Origin of the sequence: Actinokineospora auranticolor, from assembly GCF_002934265.1 — a bacterium.
Taxonomy (GTDB): Bacteria; Actinomycetota; Actinomycetes; order Mycobacteriales; family Pseudonocardiaceae; genus Actinokineospora; species Actinokineospora auranticolor.
The window spans coordinates 75,475-90,381 of the sequence record NZ_PTIX01000014.1 but is presented as its reverse complement, the minus strand read 5'-3'; the positions used below and the strand labels follow the sequence as shown (position 1 = coordinate 90,381).

The following is a 14,907-nucleotide window of genomic DNA, read 5'->3' as shown; positions in this document are numbered from 1 at the left end:
GGAGTTCCGAACGCGGCGTGCCGAACCACGGCAACCGCGGGCGCGGTTGCCGTCGGCCCCCCGGTATCCATGCTACCGGCGCGCACCGACGGTTTCGGTCGAAGATGATCAAGCCTGTGGACAACCCGGGGACAGGGTCAGGCCGAAGTCGTGGGACTCCAGGTGGGTTCCGGCGCTGTCCGTGCGCACGGTCAGGTGCGTGAAGTCGGTGATGGTGGCCAGTGCGCCCGCTTCGAGCAGGGCCGGGTCATCGCCGATCCCGACGCAGCGCGCGCCTGCGGCGCGGGCGGCTTGGACGCCGCTGTGGGAGTCCTCGAAGACCAGGACGTCCTCGGGGCGGACGCCCAGGTTCGCGCAGGCCCGCTCGTAGGGCTCCGGGTGCGGCTTGGCGTTGCGGACGTCCTCGCGCGTGATGACCGTGGCGAAGCGGATGTCGAGCGCCCGCGTGGCGGCTCGGGTCTTGCCCGCCGCGCTGCCCGTGACCAGGCCGGTCGTGACCCGCGCGGCCGCCAGCGCGCGGAGGAGCGCGTGCACCCCGGGGATCAGGTCGTACGTCGCGGACTGCTCGAGTTCGTCCGCCTCCGCCCAGATCTCGGCGTGCGCGGTGGGGTGGTCCGGGAACAGCGCGGCGACGGTGTGGCTGCCGACGCGGCCGTGGACGTGCTCGTCGATGTCCCGCCTGCTCAGGTCGCGGCCGGTGCGACGGGCGAGCACGCGGGCCCACACCGACTCGATGACCGTGCGGGAATCGATCACCACGCCGTCCATGTCGAACAGCACCGCTGTGATCACGGGGACACCTCCGGGAAGTCGGCCGGGTCGTCGAGGAAGGGGTCGAAACCGAGTTCGGCGGCGCCGACCAGGACCGGGTCGGTCACCTGGCCCGCGACGATCTCCGTGTGGTCGGTGCGGGCCACGACCGAACGCGCCACGTGGGCATCGACGCGGTCGCCCGCCACCCGGTGGATCTCGCCGAGCACCCCCGCGAGGACGACCCGGGCCGGGACCACCACGTTCACCAGGCTGCTCAGCGCCCACCCGAGCCGGTCCGCTGCGGCGGCGACAACGTCGTAGTGCTCGAAAGCCTCCGACAACGTCGTAGTGCCGGTCTCGCGTAGGAGAGCCCTACCGTCGACGTACATCTCGAAACAGCCGCGTTGACCGCATGGGCACAGCAGCCCCTCTTGCTCTATCGAGAGGTGTCCGACCTCCAGCACGTGCCTGGCCAGTCCGCCGCCCATGAGCGCACCGCCGACACCGGTGTGTTCGCACGCCAACACCAGCACGGTCCCCGGTCGGCGACCGGCCCCTCGCCGGTGCTCCGCCAACGCGGTCAGTCCCGAGTCGGACTCCACCCGCACGGGCCACCGCAGGCGCGTACCCAGCACGTCTTCCGCGCGGACCCCGTCCCACCCGAAGTGCACCGCGTTGCGCACCACCCCGGACCTGGTCATTCCGGCCAACGCGACCACGACGCCCACGCACCACCGACCGGACCGCGCGACCGCCGCGGCGACGTCGGCCGCGACCCGCGCCAGGGTCTCGTCGGGCGAACTCACGTCCACCGGGCAGCTCTCGCGCTCCGCCACGGCCACCCCGAGTCCCACTACGGCAACGTCGACCCGGTCAGGCCGAAGGTGCGCGACGGCGACCACCGGACCGTCGTCCGCCAACCCCAGCAGCGGCGACGGTCTCCCCCGCCCCACCGGCGCGGAGGCGGCCGTGCGGAGGATCCCGGCGTCGGTCAGCCACGCGGCGGCGTCACCCACGGCGGTGCGGGTGAGTCCCAACCGCGTGGTCGCGGCTGCGCGGCTCATCTCCCCCTCTTCGTGCAGCAGTCGCAAGAGGCGGGACACGGCTGTGGGGCGAGCGGGTCTTTCCATAAGCGGTTTCCTCACCTACGGTGGCGTCAGGGATTTTATCCACTCGTGGGACAAAAAAGGAAGGAGGCCGGGGTGCGTCGACTGGCCGCGTTCGGGGCGTTCCTCGCCTTCGGCGCCGTGGTGGCCGGGTTGGGCGCGGCGCTGCCGTTCCTGCGCGACCACTACGACCTCGGCCCGACCGGCGGCGGCGCGGTGGTCAGCGTGTTCAGCCTGGGCGCGCTCGTGGCCATCGCGGGGTGCGGTATCGCCGACCGCCTGCTGCCGCCGCGCGCGACCATGTCCGGGCTGCTGGCCGCCTTCGTCCTCGGCCTGACCGCGGCGGGTCTCGCGCCGTCCTGGCCGCTGCTGCTCGTCGCGGTGGCGCTCACCGGCATCGGCTACGGCGGTCTCGCCGTGCACCTCAACGCCGCGTTCGCCCGCGGTGACCGGGGCCTGCTGATGATCAACCTGCTCAACGCCACGTTCGGCGCCGGTGCCGTGCTGGGGCCGGTCGTCGTCGCCGTAGTGGCCCGGTTCGACGTGCGGTGGTTCTTCCTGATCGTCGCCCTCTTGGCCGCACTTTGCTACCCCGTGGTGCGTTGCGATGTGGCACAAGAGACGGACGACAGCGCTACCGGCGTCCGCACCACATTGCTGGCCGCATTGCCGTTCGCGTTGATCGCGTTCCTCTACGCGGGCGTGGAGACGACCATCGGCGCCTGGGAAAGCACCTACCTGACGTGGACGGGCATCCCCGCCGAGTCCGCCGCCGGGCTGACCGCGCTGTTCTGGGCCGGGCTCGCGGTCGGCCGGGTCATCATCCCGTTCCTGGCCCGCAGACCGGCGGTGATCGTCCTGACCGGCTTCGCCGTCGCGGCCGCCGGTCTGGGGCTCGCCGCCGTGCCGGGGCTGGCCGTGGCCGGGCACGCGGTCGCCGGGCTCGGTCTCGCCCCGGTCATCCCCACGGTGCTGGCCTGGCTGGTCACCCGCACCAGCCGCGCCCGGCTGGCCACATCGGCGGTGATCCTGTGCTCGATGCTGGGCGGCGCCGTGCACCCCTCGGTCATCGGCGCGCTGGCGAACGCCGAAGCGCCCGCGGGCATCCCGCTGTCCATCGGCACCTACGCGGTCCTCGGGCTGCTCGCGACGGTGTGGGCCGCGAGGACGTCCCGCGGCTCAGCCCACGCGGATGTCGAGGACCTCGCCGATCCCGGACAGCGCGAGGATGCGCTCGGGAGCCCCACCGGCGGTCACGGTGACCACCAGCCGGGAGCCGGTCAGCGCGGACGCGGTGTCCAGTAGCAGCGCGACCCCGGAACTGCTCAGGTAGTCCACCGCGGTCAGGTCGACCGCGATCTCCCCCCGCGCGGCCTGGCCGAGCAGGGTCTCGCGCAGCGCGGCGGCGCCCGCGAGGTCGAGCGCGCCCGCGAGCCGGATGGTGCGGGCGGGCACCGGGTGCTCGACGTGGTCAGCTGCGGGGAATCCGGGGCGGGGTCCGGCCGTACCCGCGATGCGGAACTCGACCGTGGTGCCGTCGTCGGTCTGGTCGTAGGCCACCGAGTCCGCGAGCGCGCGGATCAACCCGAGCCCGCGGCCCCGGTGCCCGGTGACCTCGGGTTCGGGGCGCCACCGGCCGCGGTCGCGGACCCGGACCTCGACCGCGCCCTCGCCGGTGTGCGCGAGGTCGACGTCGAAGTCCCCGCCGCCGTCGGGGTAGGCGTGTTCGACGGCGTTCGCGGCGGCCTCGCCGAGGGCGAGGTGCAGGTCGTTGCGCAGCTCCTGCGAAAGCCCGGCCGCGACCGCCCAGGAGTCGACCGACACGCGCAATGCGGGAAGCTCGGCGGGGTTGGCCGGTAGTCCCTGGTAGGTCAGCGGCGGCGGGATGTAGCGCGCTACTACTACGGCGACATCATCGCCGTGACCGCCGTCGAGCATGGTGTCGGTGATGAGCGCGGTCAACGCGTCCGGACCTAACCCGGCCACGGTCCGCACTACCTCGGCAAGGCGAGCGAACCCGACGTCGATGACACTGCCCGGTCGTTCCACCAGTCCGTCGGTGTACAGCACGGCGGACGTTCCCGGCACAAGGACCTCGGTGTTGTCCCTGTAGGGCGCCCGACCTGGCACACCGAGGACTGCACCGGAAGTGCCGAAGAGGTAGCGCGGGCCATGGGGTTCCACCAGCAGCGGCGGCGGGTGCCCGGCCAGCGCCCACCGCAGGATGCCGGTGCTCCAGTCGAAGGTGAGGCAGGCGCAGGTGCTGCCGATCGCGCCGTTGGTGCGGGAGGCGAACGCGTCGAGGCGCTCCAGCGCGGCGGCCGGGGTGTGGCCGTCGAGCAGGTACCCGGCGAGGGCGCTGCGCAGCTGACCCATGATCGCCGCCGCCGTCGGCCCCTTCCCGACGACGTCGCCGACCGACAGCGCGACGACGGTGTCGGTGAGCGGCAGCACCTCGTACCAGTCGCCCCCGGCCTGGCTGTAGCGCGCGGCGGGCAGGTAGCGGGCGGCGGTGGCCAGCCGCGCGAGCCGGGGCAGCTCGCGCGGCAGCAGGCTGCGCTGCAGCGCCGCCGCGATCTCGTGCTCGCGCTGCAGGACCAGCTCGCGCTCCGCCTCGGCCCGCTGACGCGCCGTGACGTCCCGGCCGATGGCCTGCAACCCGGTCGGCGTCGCCTGGATGCTCAGCTCCAACGAGACCACGGCCCCGTCGGCCCGCCGGATGTCCCAGACCTCGGTGACCACGTGACCCGCGGCCAGCTTCGACACCATGGACGCGAGCCTGTCCGCGTCGTTGGGGGAGATGAACTCGTGGACGGTCCTACCGAGCAGCTCTTCGCGCGTGTATCCGAAGAGGGCGCACCCGGCGGCGTTGGCCTCGACGTAGCGCAGTTGGTCGTCGACGATCCAGATGCCGTCCGTGGCGCGTTCGAACAAGAGGCGGTAGCGGCGTTCGCTGTCCCGGAGAGCCCTACCGGAGTGCGCGCGCTGGAGGGACTCCCATAGACGTCCCGCGACGATCACGACGGTATCGACCTCGTCTTGCGTCCACTGGCGCACCGTGGCCTGGTGGACGGCCATCGCCGCGACGAACCGTCCCGACTTGAGCAGCGGTACGCAGACCACCGCGCGGATGCCCGTGGTCTCGTAGGCGCACGGGTCCGCCAACCGCGGGTCGGTGAGGCTGTCCGCGACCACCCACGGCGCACCCGCCCGCATGGCCGCCACCGCGCCCGCCCCGAACGCCGACATCGCGAACCGACCGGGCAACGACGGCAGGCCGGACGCGTAGTCGCCGCTCATCACGAAGTGGTCCTCATCGGCCTCGGCGCGCGCGTAGGCACACCGGTCGGCCCCGAGGTGCTCACCGAGCCTGCGCGTGGCCACCGCCATGATCTCCTCGGCGTCCTCCAGCGACTGCAGCTCGCGTTCGAGGGCGACCAGGAACCGCTCGCGTTCCTCGGCGGCGCGCCGGGCGGTGACGTCGATGGAGACGCCGCGCAGCCTGCGCGGCGCGCCGTCGTCATCGCGCACCACGTGCACCACGTCGTGCAGCCAGCGCACCCGGCCGTCGGCGGTGACCACCCGGAAGTCCAGCTCGTAGTCCTCGGCGGCGGCGCGCGCCCGCAGGCAGGCGGCGCGGTCGTCGGGGTGCACGACCGCCACCCAGAAGCCCGGTTCGGCCAGCCACCGCGCGGCGGGGTGGCCCAGCAGCGCCTCGGCCTGCTCGGACACGCTGGTGACGCGGCCGGTGACCGCGTCGGCCTCCCACAGGATGAGCGGGAGGCCGTCCAACAGGCGCGCCTGCTCGTCGGGGGAGGTGGTGCTCATGCCGCCAGAGCCTTCCCGGTCGGGCGGGAGGGCACAACCGGGGACTCAGGCGCGCACGCGCAGCACGAACAGGGTCATGACGGCCAGGAACGGCCCGGTCCGCAACTCCGCCAGCCAGTCCCCCGCCCGCTCCGGTGCGAGGGCGGCCGCGGCGACCGCGCGGGCGGTGAGGCGGGTGAGACCGAGGACGAGGTCGGCCTCCTCCAGGTCGTCGAACATCGGCGCGGTGGCGGTGACCTCCTCCACGGTCAGCCCGGCGGCCCGGGCCAGCCGGGGCAGCCGCCTGCCCACGTCGGGGTGGGTGATCGCGTTGGCGCAGGCGTGGTCGATCACGGTCCGCACGGTCCGCCAGTCACCGGGGTCGACGGTGAGGGTGGTGTAGTCGGGCTGGGCCAGCACCGCGACGGCGCCCGGCCGCAGCACCCGCCGGACCTCCGCAAGCGCCCGCGCGGGGTCGGTGACCTGGTGCAGGACACGGTCTACCCGGGCCCGGTCCACCGAGCCGTCGGCGACCGGGAGGGCGAGCGCGTCCCCCTTGCGGACGTCGACGCCCAGGCAGGCCGGGTGCCGCCGCCGGGCCTCGGCGACCATCGCCGGGTCCCGGTCCACCCCGATGACCGAGCCCGCGGGCGTCACCCGCTCGGCGACGGCGGCCAGATCGGTCCCGGGCCCGCACCCGATGTCGAGCGCGGTCTCCCCCGGGCCGGGGTCGAGCAGGTCGAGCAGGTGGCGCTTGTAGGCGCGGCCCACGGAACTGGCCGCGGTGCGGTCGAGGTAGTCGACAGGGTCCGGGCTAAGAGTGCTCACGCACCCACTCCACCAGCGGTCCGTGTTCCGGTCGTGGGGATCTTGTGTCGATATCGGGGAGAAATCCGGTTCGCGGCGTCGGAGGAGGAGAAAGACTACCCACGTGACCTACATCCTGGAAGCCGTTATCGGCCCGGAGCACGTCGTGCGCGCGGTGGCGGACGAGGTGCCCTGCGGGGTCGTAGTGGCCCTCGGACAGAACCTCTTCCTGCTTCCCGCCACCGAGGAGTTCCTCGCGGCGGTGGCGGACCCCGACGCGCCCGCCCTCGACGGCTTCCGGCAGGCCCCTGGCGGCTTCGGCGCGCGGCTGGCCGCCTGGTCGGCGCGCGGCCCGCTGGCCTACGTCGAGGCGGACTACTTCGGCGGTTCCGGCGAGCAATACGCGGCCGTCTGGGCGGGCGGCGAGGTCACCCTGGGCCCGGTGCTGAAGCCGGAGCGCGCCCCGCTGCCCGCCGCGGGCTCCCCCATCTCCCAGGCGCTGCGCGCCTTGGGCGCCGTGGTCACCGACCCGGCGGTCGACGAGTTCGACGCCGTGGGCCTGGGCAGGCACCGGCGCACCGAGTCGTGGCTGCCCGGTCAGTCCCCCGAGGACAGTTGACCCGCAGCGACCACCTGTTGCCTCCCAGCGCTCGGCCCCGGCCCCCGGCTGGCCGACCCGGCGGCGGACTCGCACGATGAGCGCATGTCGACTCCCCCCGAGGACGAGTGGCGCACCTACGACGAGTTCGCCGCGGGTATCGCCACCTACCGCCTGCCCAACGCCGACCTGACCGGCCGGGAGCTCGTCGTCGCCCTCGACGACGGGCCGATGCTGCAGCTGCGGTTCGAGGACGCCACGCACGTCACGGTGAACGGTGTCCGCGACCCGTACGACGCGGTCGCCGTGCGTGACGACGTCTACTTCGTCAACCTCCCGCTGACCAGCGTCGAGCGCGAGGCGCTCACCCTGGTGTTCTCCACGACGACCCACCGCGCGCTCGGCGTGCTGTCGGTCATCGGCGCGGAGAGCGTCGAGGGCACGCCGCAGGTCGCGCAGACGTTCTGGACGGGCACCACCAACGGCGGCGAGGCCACCGGCGAGGTCCCCGGCCCCTCCCGCGACCTCATCGGTCGGCGCAACCTCTACCGCTACAGCCCCAACCACCTCTACGAGCACATGTACGTGTCCTCGCAGCGGTACGCGTGGCAGTGCCTCGAGGGCGTGCAGCGCGGGCACGGAGACATGGACCTGTCGACGGTGTGGAAGTTCGACGAGGGCCTCTACCTGTTCTGCTTCCGCGAGTTCCGCATCGCGGTGGCCAGCGTCTGGCTGCACGACTTCGGTCTCGCCCTGCGCACGACCGGGATCTTCCTCGGCCTCAACGGCGAGGGCAACTCCGAGCACTCGACCGCCGGTGGGCACGTCTACCCGCTCGGCTCGGTGACCTACCCCGATGTCCAGCCGGTCTGACCGGCTCGCACAACCAGCTTAGGAGACTGCATTGTCTACTGTGGACGTCGTCGCCGCGCACTACGCGGCCAGCGACCGCGGCGACCTCGACGGCATGCTCGCCCCGATCACGCCGACCACGACCTGGACCGAGGCGGCCGGGTTCCCGTACGCGGGCACCTACACCGGTCCCGACGAGGTGCGCGAGAACGTCTTCATGGCCATCGGCCGCGACTGGGACGGCTACACCTTCACCCTCGCCGAGCTGGTCGACGGCGGCCAGACCGTCGTGGGGCTGGGCAGCTACGCGGCCACGAACAAGGTGAGCGGTCGTTCGTTCACCGCGCGGGTGGCGCACGTGTGGAAGTTCGACGGCGAGACCTGCGTGAGCTTCGAGCAGATCGTGGACTCCGTGCCGGTTGTCGCGACAATCGACTAGTACGGGCTGAGTTTTCCTCAGCACAGGGCCGTTCCCGGGCATTTCGTGCCCGGGAACGGCCCTTTCGCGCGTCCGGGGAGCGGAGTACAGTCCCCGAACGCCACGTGTGGGGTGATCCACAAGTGATGCAGGTCGCACCCCGTGCCGGGCGAGACAACACGCGTGCCCGCAAAGTCAAGGCCGCGTGCCACACCCGCTCGTAGGGTCCCTTCCACCTCGAAGATCCCGCGTACTGCGAGCGTAAGCGACCGCAGCCGAAGAAACAGGACAGGGACCGCTATGAGAAAGATTCTGCGCAGCGCGGCGGTGGCCCTCGCGGTCACGCTCGTCGCCGCGGGTTGTGCCAACAGCGATGGCGGCAGTGGCAGCGGCGGCGGCAGTGGGCCGATCGTGGTCGGCTCGGTCAACGCGCTCAGCGGCGCGGCGACCTTCCCCGAGTCGTCGGCCGCGGCCAAGGCGGTCTTCGACGCCGCCAACGCCGCGGGTGGCGTGAACGGCAGGCAGATCCAGTACAAGGCGCTCGACGACAAGGGCGACCCGGCCGCCGCGGCCGCTGCGGCCCGCGAGGTCGTCGGCGCGGACAGCGCCGTGGCGCTGGTCGGTTCCTCGAGCCTGATCGAGTGCGAGATCAACAACAAGTACTACGAGCAGCAGAAGATCCTGTCGATCTCCGGCATCGGCGTGGACCCGGCCTGCTTCAACAGCCCCAACATCTCCCCGGCCAACGTCGGTCCGTACCACGACATGACGCTGACCCTGCTCTACGGCTCCGAGGTGCTCAAGCTCGACGACATCTGCGCGCTGCTGGAGATCGCGGGCAACACGCTGCCCTCGTACCAGGCCGCGATCGACGAGTGGACCAAGATCACCGGCAAGAAGCTCAAGTACATGGACGCCACCGTCCCCTACGGCGGCTCGGACTACACGTCCTACATCGTCAAGGCGCGGTCGGCGGGCTGCAAGGCCATCACCGTCAACCCGGTCGAGCCGGACTCCATCGGCCAGCTCAAGGCCGCCGCGGCGCAGGGCTGGGACGACGTCACCTGGCTGCTGCTGACCTCGGTCTACAGCGAGAACTACGCCAAGGCCATCACGAACGCGGGCAAGGGCGTCTACGTCCCGGCCGAGTTCTACCCGTTCACCGACGCCAACGCGTCGCAGAACAAGGAGTGGCGGGAGCTGATGACCAAGAACAACATCCCGCTGACCTCGTTCAGCCAGGGCGGTTACCTCGCGGCGAAGTACTTCCTGCAGGTCATCAAGGGCATCAAGGGCGACATCAACCGCGAGTCGGTGACCAAGGCCCTGCAGGAGATGCAGCCCATCACCGATCCGATGGTCGGCACGCCCTACGTCTTCGGTGCGGGCAAGACCCACCACGACAACACCGCGGGCTGGCCGATCAAGCTGACCACCGGCAGCAACAAGTGGGAACTGGCCGCCGACGACTGGCTGCGGATCCCGAAGAAGTAGTCCCCGGAGTAGGTCCCGTCTTCGCAGGCAAGGGGAAATCTCGATGCTGCAAGGAGCTTTGGCAGGCTTGGCCGCGGGTGGTTTGTACGCGGTGCTCGCCGTCTGCCTGACTCTCATGTCGCGACTGGTGCGAGTGGTGAACTTCAGCCAGTCCGCGACGGGGATGTTCGGCTGTTACGTCGCGGTCTGGCTGTCGATCCACGTGGGACTGCCCACGTGGGCGGCGACGGTGGTGGGCATCGTGCTCGGCACGGCGCTGAGCGCGTTGCTCGGGTGGATCATCTCCACCTGGCTGGCGGAGGCCGACATCGGCACCCGCTCAGCCGTCACCGTCGCCGTGCTCCTGCTGCTCATCTCGCTGTCGTTCATCCTGTTCGGCAACAAGCCGCAACCGTTCCACCCGGTGCTCGACGGCCCGGCGTTCACGGTCGGCGGTGTGGTGGTCAGCCAGGTCACCGTGGTCACGGTGGTGCTGTCGGTGCTGATCGCCGTCGGCTGCCGGACGCTGCTCACCAAGACCTCCTTCGGTCTGGAGCTGCGGGCGCTGTCCGAGCGGCCGACCACCGCGGAGCTGCTGGCCATCCCGGCCAAGCCGCTCGCGGTGGCGGTGTGGGCGGTGACCGGGCTGCTGAGCACCCTGGTGATCTCGATCGTGGCGCCGTCGCAGTCCAACGACGCCACCTCCCTGGCGATGCTGGTGGTGCCCGCCTCGGCGGCCGCCCTGCTCGGCGGGTTCCGCAGGCTCGACCTGGCCGTCATCGGCGGCCTCGTGCTCGGCATGGCGCAGGGTGCCGTGGCACAGGTGGACAGCCTGTCGGTCGTCCGCTACTTCCTGCCGTTCCTCGTCATCGTCGGGCTCTTGCTGTGGTCGCAGCGCAAGGAGGTGTGGGATGTCGCGCGGTGAAGCCGGGCCGCTGACCCGGTTCGGTATCCCGCTGGTCGTCGCGGGTGCGGCGATCCTCGTGGGGTACATGCTCAGCGTCGGGCTCGACGGGTACTTCGTGTACCTGGGGATGAGCGCCATCGTCGCCGGTATCGCGCTACTGGGGCTCGGTGTGGTCACCGGCTCCGCGGGCATGGTGTCGCTGTGCCAGCTCACTTTCGCGGCGGTCGGCGCGTGGGTGGTGTCCTGGCTCAACCGGATCGAGGCGCCCGGCGGGTTCCTGCTGTGGCTGCTCTGCGGCGGCGTCGCCGCCGGTCTGGTGGGCGTGCTGGTGGGTCTGCCCGCGCTGCGGTTGCGCGGGATCAACCTCGCGGTCGTCACGCTCGGCTTGGCCGCCGCCGCCGACCTGACCCTGGTGCAGATCCAGTTCCCGGGCACGGTCGACGGGATCTCGGTCGAGCGGCCGGACGCGTTCTCCGACGACCGCAACTACTTCCTGCTCGGCATCATCGTGCTGACCGCGTGCTGCCTGCTCGTGCACTTCCTGCGCCGTAGTAGGTGGGGCAGCGGGTGGCAGTCGGTGGCGTTCTCCGAGCGCGGTACCGCCGCAGCGGGCGCGAGCGTGCGCACGTCCAAGCTGAGCGCCTTCGCGGTCAGCGCGGCCCTCGGTGGCGTCGCGGGTGGCCTGCTGACCGGCCAGGTCGGGTTGGCGTTCCCGGCCAGCTTCACCGCGATGCAGTCGCTGGCGCTGTACGTGCTGGCGGTCATGTCCGGCGTGCACCTGATCGACATGGCGATCTTCGGCGCGATCCTGTGGGTCGCGGTGCCGGAGCTGCTCAAGCGCTGGGGCGTGCCGCAGGACTGGGGTTTCGTGGTCTTCGGTCTGCTCGGCACGCACGCGCTGGTCACGGGTGGCAACCTGGGCGTGGCGGTGCGCGAGTTGGTGCGCAAGCGGTCCAAGACGGCCGCGGGCGTGGAGCTGACCTCCGCCGTCGACGACGTCGAGGTGCTGCCGCCCGGTGAACCGGTGCTCGTGGTGCGGGACCTCAGCGTCAGCTTCGGCGAGGTCAAGGCACTGTCGCATGTGGACCTGGAAGTACCGTCCAACGGCGTTCTGGGTGTGATCGGCCCCAACGGCGCGGGCAAGTCGACGCTGGTGGACATCCTCACCGGATTCCTCCCGCAGGCCACCGGGTCCGTGGAGCTGGACGGGCGGTCGCTCAACGGCCAGTCGCCCACCAAGCGGGCGCGCGCCGGGTTGCGGCGCACGTTCCAGCAGGACCGCGTGCCGTCCGGGCTGACGGTCGGCTCGTACGTGCGGTTCGTGGCGCGGCGGCGGCTGACCTCCGCCGAGATCGACGAGGCGCTGGAGTTCTTCGGCTGCCCGCCCGCGCGGACCCCGCTGCGCAGCGTCGACGTGGGCGCGCGGCGGCTGGTCGAGGTCGTGGGGCACCTGCTGGCCAAGCCGAAGGTGCTGCTGCTCGACGAGCCCGCCGCCGGTCTGCCGCACGAGGAGCACGTGGCCTTCGGCGCCCGGCTGCGCCAGGTCCCGGCCCGCTTCGGCGTGTCGGTGCTGCTCATCGAGCACGACCTGGACCTGGTCCGCTCGGTGTGCGACCGGATCACGGTGCTGGACTTCGGCCAGGTGCTGGCCAGCGGCCCGCAGGCCGAGGTGCTGGCCAACCCCGCGGTCCTCAAGGCCTACATGGGCGAAACGGAGATGCTGTGAGCGGGCTGCGCGTACAGGACGTGACGGTCACCCGGGGCGCCGGTCCGGTGATCCGCGACGTCGCGTTCACCTTGGAACCCGGGCGCATCACGGCGCTGGTCGGGCCCAACGGCGCCGGTAAGACCAGCCTCCTGGAATCCATCTCCGGTGTCGTGCCCGCCGCCTCCGGGTCGGTCAGCATCGACGGGACCGACATCACCAAGCAGTCCCGCGTGGCGCGGGCGAAGCTGGGGTTGGCCCACATCGAGCAGGGTCGGGCCGTCTTCCCGGGTCTGACCGTGGTGGAGAACCTCAAGCTCACCGCGCGCACGTGGCCGCGGGTGGAGGAGGTGCTGGCGCTGTTCCCCGAGTTGGAGAAGCGGCGCAACTCCCCCACCGCGCTGCTCAGCGGTGGCGAGCAGCAGATGGTGGTGCTGGCGCGGGCTTTCGCGGCCCGGCCGCGGTACCTGCTGATCGACGAGATGTCGCTGGGCCTGGCGCCGGTGGTGTTCACGCGGCTGCTGCCGATGGTGACCCGCTTCGCCGAGGAGGGCGCCGCCATCCTGCTGGTGGAGCAGTTCACCCACCTGGCGCTCGGTGTCTCGCAGGACGCCCTGGTGGTGTCGTCGGGGCGGGTGACCTTCCAGGGCACCGCCAAGGAGTTGCTGGACGCGCCGGAAACCCTGCACTCGGCTTATCTGGGCGAATAGCCGCCGCACCTCGGCCCGTCACCCTGGTCAGAGGGTGGCGGGCCGAGCTGTGTCCGGGGTCCCCTACGCGGGGAAGCCCGAGCGGGCTGAGTAGCCGAAGTCGGCGAGCACGGCCTGGCCGTTGATGGCCCGGGAGCGCGCGGACGCGAGGAAGAGCACCTGCTGGGCCACCTCGTCGGCTGTCTGCACCGGAAAGTCCGCCTCGTCTATCGCGGCGTCACCGAGGTCGGCGCGGGCCATGGGGGTGTCCACAATGGAGGGGCAGACGCAGTTCACCCGCGCGCGGGTGAACTCGACCGCGAGCGCCTTGGTCAGGGAGACCACGGCGCCCTTGGAAGCGCAGTAGGGGACCATGCCCGGTGCGGACACGAAAGCCGAGTCGCTGGCCAAGAGCACATACGCGCCGCCATCTGCCATATGCGGATATGTGTGCTTGGCGAGCAAGAGCTGCCCGGTCACGTTTACCGCCAAGACGGCCGCGATGGCGTCGGCGGGCGTATCCACCAGAGGGGTTCCTACGGGGCCTGAAATGCCCGCACAGCCCACTACGACGTCCAGGCCACCCAAATGTCCTACCGCCTTCGTGACCGCGGTGGAGAGCTGGGAATCGTCGGTGACGTCCGCCCGGACGCCGAAAGCCCCTTTGGGACCCTGGGCGCGGTCGATCACCGCCACGTCCGCGCCCTCGTCGAGGAACGCCAGGGCGCAGGCCAGGCCGATCCCCGACGCACCCCCGGTGACCAGCACTTTCTTACCCGTCAGTTGCAACCGCATGCTGCCATCCTGGGGCTCGTGGTACGGGGCGGGTTGGCGTGCAACGCACCGTCTTTGACCGGTGCCGCACAACGGCCGGGCGGGCGTTCCGCCCGGCCCCCGAGAGGCCAAGACTGGCCGACAAGCGCATGGAAGGACTGCCGATGACCGAGACCACATCGACTCTTTCGGACACCTCGACCTGGCTGCCGCTCGACGGCCTCGCCCCGGGGTTCGACGCGAACAAGGCGCCGACCGTGGGGGACCTGCACGGGCGCGAGGTCGTCCTGGAGGGGCCGGACGGGCCGCTGCTGACCGCCAAGTTCAGCGGGACCCGCGTCGAGTGGGACGGCGGCGTCGACCAGTGCGAGACCTTCCTGGTGGACGAGGACCTGTACTACACCCAGTTCCACCCCTCGGCGCGGCCGAAGGACGCCGTGTCGCTGTTCCTGGACCTGCGCGCGGGCCGGGCCCTGCTGGTCACCACGACCATCAACGAGGCGGGCACGCCGCGGGTGACCCAGCGGTTCGAGACCGCCACGCTGCGGGGCTCCGACGTCTCCGGCGAGGCCGCCGCGCCGACCCGGGCGCTCATCGGCCGCCGGGCGATGTGGGTGTACAGCGAGGTGCACGCGTACGAGCACGTGTACCTGAGCCCGCACTGGTACACCTGGCAGTGCCTGGCCGGTCCGGAGAAGGGCCTGGCCGACACGGACGAGAACTCGGTGTGGCAGCTGCGCCCGGGCATCTACGTCTTCACCTGGCGCGAGAAGGTCATCGACTGCGCCTCGGTGACCGTCGCCGACCACCGCGACATCCACCGGCTCCGCTCGCACGGCGTGCTGTTCGGCCTGGACGAGGCGGGCACCGGCTCGACCCACTTCACCTTTGGCGCCTTCGGGCGGCTGCTGAGCAACACCGTGCACCCTGAGGAGTATGACCCGGCTCTGTAAGAGGGTCGAAAGAAGGCTCTTAGCCCTGCGGGGCTAAGAGCCTTCTTTGCATTTAGGTCATTTTC

Annotated in this window: 13 protein-coding genes and 1 pseudogene; 9 read left to right on the top strand and 5 right to left on the bottom strand. The window is 71.4% G+C overall.

The window, feature by feature from the left end; genetic code table 11:
• Positions 1 to 108: 108 nt before the first annotated feature.
• Positions 109 to 792 (bottom strand): HAD family hydrolase, encoded by a 684-nt coding sequence (locus CLV40_RS23625; RefSeq protein WP_104481175.1) that lies wholly within the window; start codon positions 790 to 792, stop codon positions 109 to 111.
• Complete coding sequence (locus CLV40_RS23620) at positions 789 to 1,817, bottom strand: ROK family protein (protein WP_181043685.1); 1,029 nt, start codon at positions 1,815 to 1,817, stop codon at positions 789 to 791. Before CLV40_RS23620 ends, CLV40_RS23625 begins: the two co-directional genes overlap by 4 nt.
• Before the next feature lie 12 nt (positions 1,818 to 1,829).
• On the opposite strand from CLV40_RS23620, the pseudogene CLV40_RS39765 reads away from it, so the two are divergent.
• Positions 1,830 to 2,903: pseudogene (locus tag CLV40_RS39765) on the top strand (MFS transporter); the annotation flags it as partial.
• Positions 2,904 to 3,038: 135 nt separating this feature from the next.
• Here the strand turns inward: CLV40_RS39765 and CLV40_RS23610 are convergent.
• Together CLV40_RS23610 and CLV40_RS23605 are read right to left on the bottom strand one after the other, a co-directional pair.
• Positions 3,039 to 5,687, bottom strand: coding sequence for a SpoIIE family protein phosphatase (locus CLV40_RS23610; RefSeq protein WP_104481173.1), 2,649 nt, complete (start codon positions 5,685 to 5,687; stop codon positions 3,039 to 3,041).
• Positions 5,688 to 5,732: 45 nt separating this feature from the next.
• A complete protein-coding gene (locus tag CLV40_RS23605; protein WP_104481172.1) occupies positions 5,733 to 6,494 on the bottom strand; it encodes a methyltransferase domain-containing protein in 762 nt (253 codons plus the stop codon).
• Between the two features lie 103 nt (positions 6,495 to 6,597).
• Here CLV40_RS23605 and CLV40_RS23600 point away from each other — a divergent pair, with 103 nt between their 5' ends.
• From CLV40_RS23600 to CLV40_RS23570, 7 genes are all read left to right on the top strand, one after another.
• Positions 6,598 to 7,092 carry a hypothetical protein gene (locus CLV40_RS23600; RefSeq protein ID WP_104481171.1) on the top strand — a complete coding sequence of 165 codons (495 nt, stop codon included), beginning with the start codon at positions 6,598 to 6,600 and terminating at the stop codon, positions 7,090 to 7,092.
• A gap of 84 nt (positions 7,093 to 7,176) precedes the next feature.
• Entirely contained in the window at positions 7,177 to 7,944 is a 768-nt protein-coding gene (locus CLV40_RS23595) for a MoaF C-terminal domain-containing protein (RefSeq protein ID WP_104481170.1), read from the top strand.
• A gap of 31 nt (positions 7,945 to 7,975) precedes the next feature.
• Entirely contained in the window at positions 7,976 to 8,362 is a 387-nt protein-coding gene (locus CLV40_RS23590; RefSeq protein WP_104481169.1) for a nuclear transport factor 2 family protein, read from the top strand.
• 279 nt (positions 8,363 to 8,641) lie between these two features.
• Positions 8,642 to 9,835, top strand: coding sequence for an ABC transporter substrate-binding protein (locus CLV40_RS23585; protein WP_104481168.1), 1,194 nt, complete (start codon positions 8,642 to 8,644; stop codon positions 9,833 to 9,835).
• 43 nt (positions 9,836 to 9,878) lie between these two features.
• The gene (locus CLV40_RS23580; RefSeq protein ID WP_104481167.1) at positions 9,879 to 10,739 is read left to right on the top strand and encodes a branched-chain amino acid ABC transporter permease; all 861 of its coding nucleotides are present in this window, start codon (positions 9,879 to 9,881) and stop codon (positions 10,737 to 10,739) included.
• Positions 10,726 to 12,447, top strand: a complete 1,722-nt coding sequence (locus CLV40_RS23575) for a branched-chain amino acid ABC transporter ATP-binding protein/permease (protein WP_104481166.1) — start codon at positions 10,726 to 10,728, stop codon at positions 12,445 to 12,447. The genes CLV40_RS23580 and CLV40_RS23575 overlap by 14 nt, the downstream gene beginning before the upstream one ends.
• Positions 12,444 to 13,136, top strand: coding sequence for an ABC transporter ATP-binding protein (locus CLV40_RS23570; protein ID WP_104481165.1), 693 nt, complete (start codon positions 12,444 to 12,446; stop codon positions 13,134 to 13,136). Before CLV40_RS23575 ends, CLV40_RS23570 begins: the two co-directional genes overlap by 4 nt.
• 63 nt (positions 13,137 to 13,199) lie before the next feature.
• Here the strand turns inward: CLV40_RS23570 and CLV40_RS23565 are convergent, their stop codons facing one another.
• Positions 13,200 to 13,910, bottom strand: a complete 711-nt coding sequence (locus CLV40_RS23565; RefSeq protein ID WP_104481164.1) for an SDR family NAD(P)-dependent oxidoreductase — start codon at positions 13,908 to 13,910, stop codon at positions 13,200 to 13,202.
• 143 nt (positions 13,911 to 14,053) lie between these two features.
• On the opposite strand from CLV40_RS23565, the gene CLV40_RS23560 reads away from it, so the two are divergent.
• Positions 14,054 to 14,842: a molybdenum cofactor biosynthesis F family protein gene (locus CLV40_RS23560; protein ID WP_104481163.1), complete on the top strand. Its 789-nt coding sequence runs from the start codon at positions 14,054 to 14,056 to the stop codon at positions 14,840 to 14,842.
• Positions 14,843 to 14,907: the final 65 nt, after the last annotated feature.